10 protein-coding genes are annotated in these 13,267 nt (G+C 68.2%); 2 read left to right on the top strand and 8 right to left on the bottom strand.

What is annotated here, in order from left to right; all coding sequences use genetic code 11:
- Positions 1-72: 72 nt before the first annotated feature.
- Positions 73-1,110, top strand: a complete 1,038-nt coding sequence (locus AAFN46_RS08195; protein ID WP_347808188.1) for an AraC family transcriptional regulator — start codon at positions 73-75, stop codon at positions 1,108-1,110.
- Positions 1,111-1,170: 60 nt separating this feature from the next.
- On the opposite strand, the gene AAFN46_RS08190 is transcribed toward AAFN46_RS08195, so the two are convergent.
- The 7 genes from AAFN46_RS08190 to AAFN46_RS08160 all read right to left on the bottom strand — a co-directional run bounded on the left by AAFN46_RS08190 (position 1,171) and on the right by AAFN46_RS08160 (position 7,943).
- Positions 1,171-2,382, bottom strand: coding sequence for a DSD1 family PLP-dependent enzyme (locus AAFN46_RS08190; protein WP_347808381.1), 1,212 nt, complete (start codon positions 2,380-2,382; stop codon positions 1,171-1,173).
- 72 nt (positions 2,383-2,454) lie between these two features.
- Entirely contained in the window at positions 2,455-3,849 is a 1,395-nt protein-coding gene (locus AAFN46_RS08185; RefSeq protein ID WP_347808187.1) for a D-arabinono-1,4-lactone oxidase, read from the bottom strand.
- A gap of 1 nt (position 3,850) precedes the next feature.
- On the bottom strand, positions 3,851-4,234 hold the full coding sequence (locus AAFN46_RS08180; RefSeq protein ID WP_347808186.1) for a c-type cytochrome: 384 nt from the start codon (positions 4,232-4,234) through the stop codon (positions 3,851-3,853).
- Positions 4,235-4,357: 123 nt separating this feature from the next.
- A complete protein-coding gene (locus tag AAFN46_RS08175; RefSeq protein ID WP_347808185.1) occupies positions 4,358-5,515 on the bottom strand; it encodes a radical SAM protein in 1,158 nt (385 codons plus the stop codon).
- A gap of 39 nt (positions 5,516-5,554) precedes the next feature.
- Positions 5,555-5,896, bottom strand: coding sequence for a cobalamin-dependent protein (locus AAFN46_RS08170; protein WP_347808184.1), 342 nt, complete (start codon positions 5,894-5,896; stop codon positions 5,555-5,557).
- Positions 5,897-6,044: 148 nt separating this feature from the next.
- Positions 6,045-6,539: a single-stranded DNA-binding protein gene (locus AAFN46_RS08165; protein WP_347808183.1), complete on the bottom strand. Its 495-nt coding sequence runs from the start codon at positions 6,537-6,539 to the stop codon at positions 6,045-6,047.
- 15 nt (positions 6,540-6,554) lie between these two features.
- Positions 6,555-7,943, bottom strand: coding sequence for an MFS transporter (locus tag AAFN46_RS08160; RefSeq protein ID WP_347808182.1), 1,389 nt, complete (start codon positions 7,941-7,943; stop codon positions 6,555-6,557).
- Between the two features lie 132 nt (positions 7,944-8,075).
- Here AAFN46_RS08160 and uvrA point away from each other — a divergent pair, with 132 nt between their 5' ends.
- On the top strand, positions 8,076-10,946 hold the full coding sequence (gene uvrA, locus AAFN46_RS08155; protein ID WP_347808181.1) for an excinuclease ABC subunit UvrA: 2,871 nt from the start codon (positions 8,076-8,078) through the stop codon (positions 10,944-10,946).
- A gap of 86 nt (positions 10,947-11,032) precedes the next feature.
- Here uvrA and katG read toward each other — a convergent pair whose 3' ends face one another.
- Complete coding sequence (gene katG, locus AAFN46_RS08150; RefSeq protein ID WP_347808180.1) at positions 11,033-13,183, bottom strand: catalase/peroxidase HPI; 2,151 nt, start codon at positions 13,181-13,183, stop codon at positions 11,033-11,035.
- Between the last annotated feature and the right edge of the window lie 84 nt (positions 13,184-13,267).

Raw genomic sequence — 13,267 nt, 5'->3', positions numbered from 1 at the left:
GCAAACACTTTCATCGCGCGCAGTTTGCGGCACACTGCCGGCAGCCGCTTCTCAAGCCACCGGGACACAGGCATGAAACCCATAGTCGACCCGCGCTATTCGGAGGCCTCGGCGCCGCCGCAGATTTCCCGTTTCCTGCTGCAGTACGCGATTTCCCGCGGCCATGATCCGGCGCTGCTGTGCCGTGGCCTGGGCTTCGCCCCCGATGACCTGAAACGGCCGGACTACCGCCTGTCCTTCCGACAGAGCTACCAGCTGCTGCGCCGCGCCCGCCAGGTGCTGGGCGACAGCGGCCTGGGCCTGGCAGTCGGCAGCCGGCAGACGCCGGTGTCCTGGGGCCTGGTCGGGCTGGCCATGCTGGCCAGTCCGGACCTGGGCGCGGCGCTGCAACTGGCGCTGCGCTACCAGTGGCATATCGGCAGCCTGCTCGACTACCGCATGGAGATAGTCGGCGACCAGGTGCAGGTGCACGCCACGCCGCGCTTCTTCGACCCGGATGTGGTGGTGTTCTACCTGGAGGAGGCCTTCGCCAGCAGCCTGGCCATAGTCCGCGGCCTCACCGGCCTGGACCTGGTCGCCAGCCGCATCGAAGTGCAGCATCCCAGTCCGCCGCACGCGCAGCGCTACGCCGAGCTGTTCCGCTGCCCGCTGCGCTTCGCCGGCGAGCACAACCTGGTGCAGTTCCCGCTCAGCTGGCTGGAACTGCCGCTGCCGACCCGCGACGACTATGTCGCCGCCGAGACCTGCCTGCTGCTGGACGACACCCAGCGCCAGGAGCAGGGGCTGAGCGACCTGATCGAGACCATCGAGCGCGAGGTACGCAAGAACCTCGGCGACCCGCCCACGCTGAGCCAGCTGGCCGGCCAGCTGAACCTGAGCGAACGCACCCTGCGCCGGCGCATCGGCGAGGCGGGCCTTAGCTATCACGGCATCCTCGACCAGCAGCGCCGGGCCCACGCCCTGCAACTGCTCGGCCAGCGCGACAACCGGCTGATCGACGTGGCCTGCGCCACCGGCTTCAGCGACGTGCGCAACTTCCGCCGCGCCTTCAAGCGCTGGACCGGGGTGACGCCGCGCACGGCCAAGCGGAGCATCGCCGAGGACGTCTAGCCTCGCCCCCTGACCCGCCGCACCTAGGCCAGCCCCCTCTCCCGAAGGGAGAGGGGAGGATTACTCCGTATACACCGGCCAGCGCTCGACTATCTTGCCGCCGCGCACGGCCAGCAGGTCGCCGAACTGCAGCAGCACCGCCTCGCTCTGGGTCGGGCGCAGGAACACCTGATCGTCCACCGCCAGCCCCACCGCCGGCGAGGCGTTGACCAGCTCCTGGTTCGAGCTGCGCCCATACAGGCCGCTCAGCCGCAGCCCGGCGGGCGAGACGAAGTCGGCCTGCCAATTGCCGCCGTAGACGAAGAAGGTCTCGCGCCGGTTGACGTCCCACCAGGACAGCAGCCGCGACTTGTCGTCCAGCGCCGGCAGGCGCAGCGCCCCGGTGCGCTTGAGCACCGGCGTGGCGATGAACACCGCCGGCACGTGCTCGGCCAGAGACGGCAGGTCGTAGTGGCTGGGCTTGAGCAGGCCGGTGCCGATCGCCACCTCGCTGCTCAGCGACTCGTGCGCGTGGGCCGGGTAGCTGGGGCTGCCGGCGGTGTTCAGAGTCAGGTCCTCGCGCCACAGGGCGGGGAAGCGCTGGCGGGTGAAGTCGACATGGCCCTGGTACAGCGTCATGACCTTGGCCAGCAGCTCGTTCGGCGTGCCGAGCAGCTCCGGCAGGTTCATGCCGACGAAGGGGTCGTAGCCCATGAAGCCGGCGAACTCCAGGTGCTGCGGGTGCTCCGCGATCAGCTGCAGCAGCGGCGCCAGCGCTCGGGGCTCGGCCACGCCGCCGCGGTGCAGGCCGACGTCCAGCTCGATATTGATGCGCAGCCGCGTGCCCAGGCCCTGGGCCAGGCCCAGGTACTGGCGCAGCCGCTCGGGCGTGTCGATCAGCCACTGCAGCTGGCGGGCCGGATCGAACGGGCCGCGATGTTGCTGATAGAACAGCTGCGCCGAGCGCACCGGCAGCGGCTTGCCGAGCAGGATGTCGGCCTCGGGAAACAACCGCGCGTCGTGGTTGAGAAAGGGCTGATGGAAGGACATCAGCCTGCGGGTGCCGATGCGCTCGCCGATGTAGCGCAGCAGGCCGGGCGCCGGCAGGGACTTCTCCACCAGGCGCAGCTGCTTGCCGCTGCGGGCGAGAAAGCGGCGCACCACCTCGATGTTGTGGTCGAGGCGGTCGAGGTCGATCAGCAGCGCCGGACGCATCGGCCCGTGACTCTTCAGTTCGTCGTTGAGCGCCTGGAAGTAGGCGTCATGCGGTCGTCCCTGGTCGCCCGGACGCAGGCCGGCGGCGGCCAGCAGCCCGCCGGCGCCGAGGCCGGCCAGCACGAAAGTGCGTCGTTTCATCGCCCCTCCTCAGGCCAGGCCGAACAGCCCGGCCAGGTGCGCGTTGACGAAGCGCCCCTGCGGGTCGAGCGCCTGGCGCAACTCGGTGAATTCCCGCCAGCGCGGATACAGCGCCTGCAGCTGGCGCGCGCCCAGGCTGTGCAGCTTGCCCCAGTGCGGCCGGCCCTGGTACTTCCAGAAGATCGGCTCGATGGCGGCGAAGAAGTTGTGGTGATCCATCGCATAGTGCTGGTGCACCGAGATCGCGCAGCTGTCGCGCCCCTCGAACATGCTCAGGGGAATGTCGTCGGCCTTGACGTAGCGATACTCGATGGGGAACCAGGTGCGCAGGTTGCCGTCGTCGATGCGCTTGAGAATCTCGCGCAGGCAGGCCGGGCCGTGCTCGGCCGGCACCGAGTACTCCATCTCGTTGAAGCGCACGTTGCGCACGTTGGCGAACACCTCGTAGGAGTCGTCCACCCGGTCGTCGAAGCTGGCCAGGTGGCGCATGCTGTTGAGCAGGCTGCGACGCAGTTCGGGGAAGTCGCTAAGGTACTTGTCCAGCCCCTCGATCAGGCCGACGAAGCCGTTGCCGCCCTCCTCCTCGGGCGACAAGGGCGGCGTGCTCGGGTCGTCGGTCTCGTTCAGCGCCACCGACAGTGCGTAGTCGGAATGGGTGATCACCAGCATTTCCCAGTGCTGGTTGGCGCGCTTGAGGTTGTCGATATCCTCCAGCAGCTCCTCGGTGCGGGCGATCCACTGGCGTTCGCGCAGACGGTAGGCGGCGCGGTTCTGCAGGCGCACGCGGGTGACCACGCCCAGCGCGCCGAGGGAGACGCGCGCGGCGGCGAACAGTTCGGGGTTGCGCTGGCGGCTGCAGTCGAGCACCTCGCCGGCGGCGCTGACCAGCTGCAGGCCGCAGACCTGGCTGGAATAGGAACCGAAGCCGATGCCGGTGCCGTGGGTCGAGGTGGCGATGGCCCCGGCCAGGGTCTGGTAGTCGATGTCGGCCATGTTGCTCAGCGCCTGGCCGACCGCCTTGAGCGGCGCGCCCATCTGCGCCATCGGCGTGCCGCCGGCGAACTCGGCCTGCAGGGTCTGCCCATCGTGCTCCAGCAACCCGCTGAAGTGGCTGAGCGACAGCAGGGTGCCGTCGGTGGGCACCAGGGCGCTGAAGGAATGCCCGGAGCCGACCGGGCGGATCTTGCCCGGCGCCTGGCGGATGGCCTGCACCAGCTCGTCCAGATTGGCCGGCGCCAGGCGCTGCAGCGGCAGGCAGCTCTGCGCCCCGGACCAGTTGCGCCAGGGAATCGGCCGCGGCGCGGCGGCCGGCTCGGCCCACAACGCGCGCCCCGGCAACGCCAGGCAGGCGCCCAGCAGGCTGGCGCGCTGCAACAGCTGACGACGGGAAAACGGTTGGCCCATGTCACTCCCCCCCCGCCGCATTCGACATGAAGCCGATCAGGGCGCGGAACTGCTCCTCCGAGCACTGCATGCACAGGCCCATCGGCGGCATGCCCTGGAAGCCGTTGATGCTGTGTTCCAGCAGCGTCTCCATGCCCTTGGCAAGGCGCGGCGCCCAGGCCAGCGCATCGCCGGTCAGCGGCGCGCCGGCGGCCGGGTTGGCATGGCACTGCCGGCAGCTGCTGGCATACAGCTGCGCCAGCGCCGCGTCGGCCGGCAGCGCCTGCGCATCGGCGAGCCGCGCCTGCACGCCCTCCTCCTCGCCACAGCCCGCCAGCAGCGCGCACAGCCCCAGCGCCCAGAACCCACCGACGCCCCCCCGGCCCAAGCCCCGCCCTGCCCGCATAGTCGCCTCCCACGGCCGCTTCATCTCGATGCCGCCACACTAGAACAGCGCCGCCCGACGCATGAGGTCCGAAACGGCCAGCGAAGAACCGGAGAACGGTCAAAACATGCGCCACCACCGAGCCTAGCGCGCCTTGGCGATCAGCCCCGGCGCCTTGCGCTTGTCCAGCGCGTATTCGCGCTCGGCCAGGGAGACGCCGAGGAACTCGCCCAGGGTCGGCCCGCGCTTGAGCAGGCGGGTGGCGAAGAGGAACTCGGCCACCTCATGGAACCACACCCGCCGGCCCATGCGGGTATACCAGCGCATGGCATGGCGGAAGTCGCCGTCGCGATGAAATAGCACACGTGCCAGGGCCTTGGGCCGGGCCTGCATGGCCAGCTCGATCAGCTTGAACCAGAGGAACACCCGCCAGGCCGGCACCCGCTGCACCGCCAGCACCTGGTGCTTGTAGTCCCAGCGCCGGGTGTCGGCCTGGATCACCCGGCGCCGCTCCGCCGTCTGGTAGAAGGGCGTCCAGCGATGCGGGGTGACGTAGAGCAGCTGGATCTGGTCGGGGTCGTAGCGCAGCAGGTGGCGGAAGGAGCGCCAGTAGTCGCGATCACCCTCCTCCTGGAAGCCGACCACGTAGGTCGCCATCGAGACGATGCCGTGCTGGCGCAGCAGGCGAATCGCCTGCTGGTCCTCGCGCACGTCGCCGCCCTTGCGAATCGCCGCCAGCGTCGCCTCGTCGTAGCTCTCGATGCCGAGCAGGAAGCGGATCACCCCGGCCTTGCGGTACAGGTGCAGGATGTCGGCGTCGCGCACTATGTCGCCGGCGCGGGTGGAGCCGACCAGCAGCAGCGGCACGTTCTCGGCGATCAGGGCCTCGAGGAAGGCCTTCCAGGCCTTGCGCGAGCCGGTAGGCAGTTCGTCGGCGAAATTGATCAGCTCTACGCCCTGCTCGCGCTGCAGGCGCGCCAGTTCCCGGGCCAGCAGCACCGGGTCGCGGTGGCGCCAGCGCGTCCAGAAGCCGCGCTGGCCGCAGTAGTTGCACAAGTAGGGGCAACCCCGGGAGAACTGCACCACCACCGCGCGCTTGCCACCCCAGTAGGAGTAGCGCGCGTGGTCGATCAGCTCCCAGCCCACCCGGTAGTCGTCAAGGTTGCGCAGCATCGGCGCGTCGGCGCTGCACAGCACCTCGCCCTCCTGGCGATAGGCGATGCCGCGCACCTCGGCCAGCGGCGTCGCGCCTTGCAGTGCCTGCAGCAGGGAGACGGCCGTCTGCTCGCCTTCGCCGCGCACGATAAAGTCGACCTGCGGACAGTCGCGCAGGATCTCGTCCTAGTGGTAGGTCGGATGCACGCCGCCGTAGATCACCCGCAGCGCCGGCAGCCGGCGCTTGAGCAGCGCACACAGCTCGACCACGGTCAGGTGGACCGAACTGGAGCCGGAATGGCCGAGCATGACCACATCGGGCGCGAGCTCGGCGGCCCGCCGCACGATCTCGTCCAGCGCCAGATTGTCCAGGTCGGCATCCAGTAGCTGCACCCTGAAGCCGGCATCGAGCAGCGGCCCGCCGATGCTGAGCAGGCCCAGCGGCGGCAGATGCTCGCCGGGGATGCGGCTGCCGATGGCGGTGTGTGGCGGGTTGATCAACAGAATACGCAGCGTTGGGGTGACCATCCTCAATTCTCCTGACTGGGGCATGGATGGCGTTATGGCATGGGGCGATGGCGCAAGTGTGGCGGTGCGATGGGGTATGCGTGGCGTTGCCATGGTGCAACGAAAAAGCCCGTCGCAAGACGGGCTTTCGGGGGACGCGGCGCGACGCTTAGAACGGGATATCGTCGTCGAAGCTGTCGTAGTCCGGTGCCGGCTGCTGGGCGGCCGGTTGCGCGGCCGGGCGCGGTGCGGACTGTTGCGGCGCCGGGCGCGACTGCTGCTGGCGCGGCGCGTAGTCGTCGCCACCGCCCTGGTTGCCGCCACGGCCGCCGAGCAGCTGCAGGGTACCGTTCATGTCGACCACGATCTCGGTGGTGTAGCGCTTGACGCCGTCCTTCTCCCACTCGCGGGTCTGCAGGCGGCCTTCGACGTAGCACTGGCTGCCCTTGCGCAGGTACTCGCCGGCGATCTCGGCGAGCTTGCCGAAGAACACCACGCGGTGCCATTCGGTACGCTCCTGCTGCTGGCCGGTCTGCTTGTCCTTCCAGCTGTCGGTGGTGGCCAGGGTGATGTTGGTCACCGCGTTGCCGTTGGGCAGATAGCGGGTTTCCGGGTCGCCGCCGACGTTGCCGATCAGAATGACTTTGTTAACCCCACGGGCCATTTCGTTCTCCTAAGCTCAATGCGTCTCCGCGGCCTCTTCGAGCACCTGCTCGAGCAACGCGCGGTCCAGTTGTTGGGTATCCACTTTGATGTACAACGCGGCCTCCTCGGCCACCACCACGGCGTCGCTGACGCCGGGCACGGCGAGGAGCCGTCCCACCAGTCCGCTGTCGGCCAGCCCCGGCTCGGCGAGCGGGCGGCGCAGACTGGTCACATAAGGCGGCTCGCGCATAGTAGCAGCTGCCGCCAGCCAGAGAAGCCCCAGGGCGGCGCAGCCGACGAACACCAGGCCGAGGCCGCCGTGCTGGTACAGCCAGCCGCCGAGAATGCCGCCGAGGGCGGCGCCGAGGAACTGGCTGGTGGAATACAGGCCCATGGCCGTGCCCTTGCCGCCGGCCGGGGCGATCTTGCTGACCAGCGACGGCAGCGAGGCCTCCAGCAGGTTGAAGGCGGTGAAGAACAGGATGAAGCCCAGCACCAGCGCATTGAGGCCCTGACCGAAGCCCCAGAAGTACAGTTCGCAGAGCACCAGCGCCAGCACCGCACCACAGAGCACGCGCTTCATCCGGCGCTTCTTCTCGGCATAGATGATGAACGGCACCATGCCGAAGAAGCCGATCAGCAGCGCGCTGAGGTAGACCCACCAGTGTTCTTCCTTGGCCAGCCCGCCCTGCTCCACCAGCGCTAGCGGCAGCACCACGAAGCTGGCCATGAGGATGGCGTGCAGCACACCGATGCCCAGGTTCAGGCGCAGCAGCTCGCGGTTGCGCAGGGTCGGCAGCAGCGCCTGGCGCGCCACGCCGGACTCGCGATGCTGCAGGGTACGCGGGGCGCGCGGCACCCACAGGGCGACGATCAGCAGGCCGAGCAGGGCCATGCCGGCGGTGACCCAGAACAGCCCGGCCAGGCCGAAGGCGCGGGTCAGCAGCGGGCCGGCCACCATGGCCACGGCGAACGACAGGCCGATGCTCATGCCGATCATGGCCATGGCCTTGGTCCGATGCTGTTCGCGGGTCAGATCGGAAAGCAGCGCCATCACCGCCGCCGAGATGGCACCGGCACCCTGCAGCACGCGCCCGGCGATCACCCCCCAGATGGAGTCGGCATTGGCCGCCAGGGCGGCGCCGGCGGCGAAGATCAGCAGGCCGACATAGATCACCGGCAGGCGGCCAATACGGTCGGAGAGCATGCCGAAGGGAATCTGCAGCACGGCCTGGGTCAGGCCGTAGGCGCCGATGGCCAGGCCGATCAGCGCCGGGGTGGCGCCGCTCAGATCCATGCCGTAGGTGGCCAGCACCGGCAGGACCATGAACATGCCCAGCATGCGGAAGGCGAACACCAGGGCCAGGCCACCGGCGGCGCGGGTCTCGCTGGCGCTCATGCGCTCGCTGTGCGGATCGTGCATGGAAAAACCCCGAACAAATTGGCCGGCGATTCTACCAGCCCAGCCCCGGCCATTACAGGCGCGGCGCTTTGCCGCGTGGCGGCGCACGGCCGTATACTTTGCCGTTTCCGCCCGCCACCTGCGAGGCCGTTCGTGGACAAGATTCTGATCCGGGGTGCGCGCACCCATAACCTGAAAAACGTCGACCTGACCCTGCCGCGCGACAAGCTGATCGTGATCACCGGCCTGTCCGGTTCCGGCAAGTCGTCGCTGGCCTTCGATACCCTCTATGCCGAGGGTCAGCGCCGCTACGTGGAGTCCCTGTCGGCCTACGCCCGGCAGTTCCTGTCGATGATGGAGAAGCCCGACGTCGACACCATCGAGGGCCTCTCCCCGGCCATCTCCATCGAGCAGAAGTCCACTTCGCACAACCCGCGTTCGACGGTGGGCACCATCACCGAGATCTACGACTACCTGCGCCTGCTCTATGCCCGCGTCGGCATCCCGCGCTGCCCGGACCACGACGTGCCGCTGGAAGCGCAGACCGTCAGCCAGATGGTCGACCAGGTGCTGGCCCTGCCCGAGGGGCGCAAGCTGATGCTGCTGGCCCCGGTAATCCGCGAGCGCAAGGGCGAGCACCTGGCGGTGTTCGACGAGCTGCGCGCCCAGGGCTTCGTGCGTGCACGGGTCAATGGCAAGCTCTACGAGCTGGACGAGCTGCCCAAGCTGGACAAGCAGAAGAAGCACAGCATCGACGTGGTGGTGGATCGCTTCAAGGTGCGCGAGGACCTGCAGCAGCGTCTGGCCGAGTCCTTCGAGACCGCCATCAACCTGGCCGACGGCATCGCCCTGGTCGCGCCAATGGATGAAGAGCCGGGCGACGAGATCATCTTCTCCGCGCGCTTCGCCTGCCCGCACTGCGGCCACTCGATCAGCGAGCTGGAGCCCAAGCTGTTCTCCTTCAACAACCCGGCCGGCGCCTGCCCGACCTGCGACGGCCTGGGCGTGAAGCAGTTCTTCGATGCCAAGCGCCTGGTCAACGGCGAGCTGACCCTGGCCGAAGGCGCGATCCGTGGCTGGGACCGGCGCAACGTCTACTACTTCCAGATGCTCGGCTCGCTGGCCGCGCATTACGGCTTCAGCCTGGAGGAGCCGTTCGACGACCTGGCCGCCGAGCACCAGAAGGTGATTCTGTTCGGCAGCGGCGCGCAGAACGTCGACTTCAAGTACCTCAACGACCGTGGCGATATCGTCAAACGCTCGCATCCGTTCGAGGGCATCATCCCCAACCTGGAGCGGCGCTACCGCGAGACCGAGTCGGCCACCGTGCGCGAGGAGCTGGCCAAGTTCCTCAGCACCCAGCCCTGTCCGGACTGCCGCGGCACCCGCCTGCGCCGCGAGGCGCGCCACGTATGGGTCGGCGAGCGCACCCTGCCGGCGGTCACCGGCCTGCCGGTGGGCGAGGCCTGCGACTACTTCGGCGCCATGCACCTCACCGGGCGGCGTGGCGAGATCGCCGAGAAGATCCTCAAGGAAATCCGCGAGCGCCTGCAGTTCCTGGTCAACGTCGGCCTCGACTACCTGACCCTGGATCGCAGCGCCGACACATTGTCCGGTGGCGAAGCGCAGCGCATCCGCCTGGCCAGCCAGATCGGCGCCGGCCTGGTCGGCGTCATGTACATCCTCGACGAGCCGTCCATCGGCCTGCACCAGCGCGACAACGAGCGCCTGCTGGGCACCCTCACCCACCTGCGCAATCTGGGCAATACGGTGATCGTCGTCGAGCACGACGAGGACGCTATCCGCCTGGCCGACTATGTGGTGGATATCGGCCCCGGTGCCGGCGTGCACGGCGGCCAGGTGGTCGCCGAAGGTACCCCGGACCAGGTGATGAACCACCCCGACTCGCTGACCGGCAAGTACCTCTCCGGCCGCGAGAAGATCCGCTACCCGGCGCAGCGCACCGCGCGCGACAAGAAGAAGCTGCTCAAGCTCAAGGGCGCGCGCGGCAACAACCTGCGCAACGTCGACCTGGAGATTCCGGTCGGCCTGCTCACCTGCGTCACCGGCGTGTCCGGCTCGGGCAAGTCGACGCTGATCAACAATACCCTGTTCCCGCTCACCGCCACCGCGCTGAACGGCGCCACCACCCTGGAAGCCGCCCCGCACGATTCGTTCGACGGCCTGCAGCACCTGGACAAGGTGGTCGACATCGACCAGAGCCCGATCGGCCGCACGCCGCGCTCGAACCCGGCGACCTACACCGGCCTGTTCACCCCGATCCGCGAGCTGTTCGCCGGCGTGCCGGAGTCGCGCTCGCGCGGCTACGGCCCGGGGCGCTTCAGCTTCAACGTCAAGGGCGGGCGCTGCGAGGCCTGCCAGGGCGACGGCGTGATCAAGGTGGAGATGCACTTCCTGCCGGACATCTACGTGCCCTGCGACGTGTGCAAGGGCAAGCGCTACAACCGCGAGACCCTGGAGATCAAGTACAAGGGCAAGAGCATCACCGAGGTGCTCGACATGACCATCGAGGACGCCCGCGCGTTCTTCGACGCGGTGCCGGCCCTGGCGCGCAAGCTGCAGACTCTGGTCGACGTCGGCCTGGCCTATATCAAGCTGGGGCAGAGCGCGACCACTCTGTCCGGCGGCGAGGCGCAGCGGGTCAAGCTGAGCCGCGAGCTGAGCAAGCGCGACACCGGCAAGACCCTGTATATCCTCGATGAACCCACGACGGGCCTGCACTTCGCCGATATCCAGCAACTGCTCGACGTACTGCATCGCCTGCGCGACCACGGCAACACCGTGGTAGTGATCGAACACAATCTGGACGTGATCAAGACCGCCGACTGGCTGGTCGACCTCGGCCCCGAGGGCGGCTCCAAGGGCGGCATGATCATCGCCACCGGCACCCCGGAGGAAGTCGCCGCCAACCCGGCATCGCATACCGGGCACTTCCTCAAGCCGCTGCTGGAACGGGACAGGACTGACGGCAGCGGCAAGCTGCAAGCCTCAAGCAGCCAGTAACGGCAAGAGCGAAAAAGCCAGAGCACGGACAATGCTCTGGCTTTTTCTTGTGGCTTGCCGCTTGAAGCTTAGGGCTCAACCTTGGCTCAGGCCAGATCGAAGCGATCCAGGTTCATCACCTTGGTCCAGGCGGCGACGAAGTCCCTGACCAGCCGCTCCTTGCCATCGGCGCTGGCGTAGACCTCGGCATAGGCGCGCAGCACCGAGTTGGAGCCGAAGATCAGGTCGTTACGGGTGCCGCTGAACTTCACCGCCCCGCTCTTGCGGCACTTGCCCTCGAACACTTCCGCCCCGGCATCCTTGGCCTTCCACTCGATGCCCATGTCCAGCAGGTTGACGAAGAAGTCGTTGGACAGCACGCCGACCTTGTCGGTGAACACGCCGTGGGAGCCGCCATCGTGATTGGCGCCCAGCACCCGCAGGCCGCCGACCAGCGCGGTCAGCTCGGGCGCGGTCAGGGTCAGCAGTTGCGCCTTGTCGATCAGCAGGGCCTCGGTCGGCACGCCGAGCCCGGCCTGCTTGTAGTTGCGGAAACCGTCGGCCAGGGGCTCCAGCACGGCGAAGGATTCCACATCGGTCTGGTCCTGACGGGCATCGACCCGGCCCGGCGCGAAGGGCACATCGACGCTGATCCCGGCGGCCTTGGCCGCCTGCTCGACGCCGACATTACCGGCCAGCACCATGACATCGGCCAGCGACGCCTTGCCCGAAGCCTTCTGGATATCCACCAGCTTGGGCAACGCCTTGATCGCGCGCTGGTTGACCGCCCAGTCCTTCTGCGGAGCCAGGGCCAGGCGCGCGCCGTTGGCGCCGCCGCGCTTGTCGCCGCCACGGAAGGTCGAGGCCGCGGCCCAGGCCACCGACACCAGGTCGCCCACCGACAGCCCGCTGGCCGCGATCCTGGCCTTGAGGTCGGCGATATCGGCTGCACTCGGGTTATGCGTGGCGGCCGGCAGCGGGTCCTGCCAGATCAGGTCTTCCTGCGGGACTTCCGGGCCCAGGTAGCGCGCCTTCGGCCCCATGTCGCGGTGGGTCAGCTTGAACCAGGCGCGGGCGAAGGCATCGGCGAAGGCCTGCGGGTCATCGTGGAAGCGCTTGGAGATCTTGCCGAACTCCGGATCGAAGCGCAGGGTCAGGTCGGTGGTGAGCATGGTCGGCTTGTGGAACTTGCCGGGCACATGGGCGTCCGGAATGATCTCCGGCGCGTCCTTGGCCACCCACTGCTTGGCACCGGCGGGCGACTGGGTCAGCTCCCACTCGTACTTGAACAGGTTCTCGAAGAAGTTGTTGCTCCACAGCGCCGGGGTCTTGGTCCAGGTCACCTCGATGCCGCTGGAGATGGTGTCCTTGCCATGGCCGCTGCCGAAGTCGCTCATCCAGCCCAGGCCCTGGGCCTCGATGGGCGCGCCCTCGGGCTCCGGCCCCTTGTGCGACTCCGGCGCGGCGCCGTGGGCCTTGCCGAAGGTGTGGCCGCCGGCGATCAGGGCGACGATCTCCTCGTCGTCCATGGCCATGCGGTTGAAGGTGGCGCGGATGTCCTTGGCCGCCTCCATGTAGTCGCCGCTGGCGTTGGGCCCCTCGGGGTTCACGTAGATCAGGCCCATGTGGGTGGCACCGAAGGGCGCGCTCAGCTCGCGGTCACCCTTGACCCGCTCGGGATCGACACCCAGCCACTGCATCTCGGCGCCCCAGTTGACGTCCAGGTCCGGTTCCCAGACATCCTCGCGCCCCCCGGCGAAGCCGAAGGTACGAAAGCCCATGGACTCCAGCGCCACGTTGCCGGCGAGGATCAGCAGGTCGGCCCAGGAGATCTGTTGGCCATACTTCTGCTTGATCGGCCAGAGCAAACGCCGGGTCTTGTCGATATTGACGTTGTCCGGCCAGGAGTTGAGCGGAGCGAAGCGCTGCTGACCGCGGCCACCGCCGCCGCGGCCATCGACGGTGCGATAGGTACCGGCGGCGTGCCAGGTCATGCGGATCATCTGCGGGCCATAGTGACCGAAGTCGGCCGGCCACCAGTCCTGGGAGTCAGTCATCAGCTTGACCAGGTCGGCCTTGAGCGCCTGATAATCGAGCTGCTTGAACGCGTCGCGATAGTTGAACTGCTCGCCGAACGGGCTGGACTTGTCCGAGTGCTGGTTCAGCAGGTCCACGCGCAGCTGGTTGGGCCACCAGTCCTGGTTGCTGGTACCGCCGCCGGCGACATGATGAAACGGGCATTTTCCGGGATTGGACATCGTTCTCTCCTTTCTCCTCATCGGGTCGGTCCCGTCGACTGCGACCGACAATGGATCAAGAGTAGACCCGCCCATTCAGAAGAA

Source organism: Pseudomonas sp. CAU 1711, from assembly GCF_039888625.1.
Classification (GTDB): Bacteria; Pseudomonadota; Gammaproteobacteria; order Pseudomonadales; family Pseudomonadaceae; genus Aquipseudomonas.
Note: the sequence above shows the minus strand (reverse complement) of the source record. Positions and strands in the feature narration are given on the sequence as shown.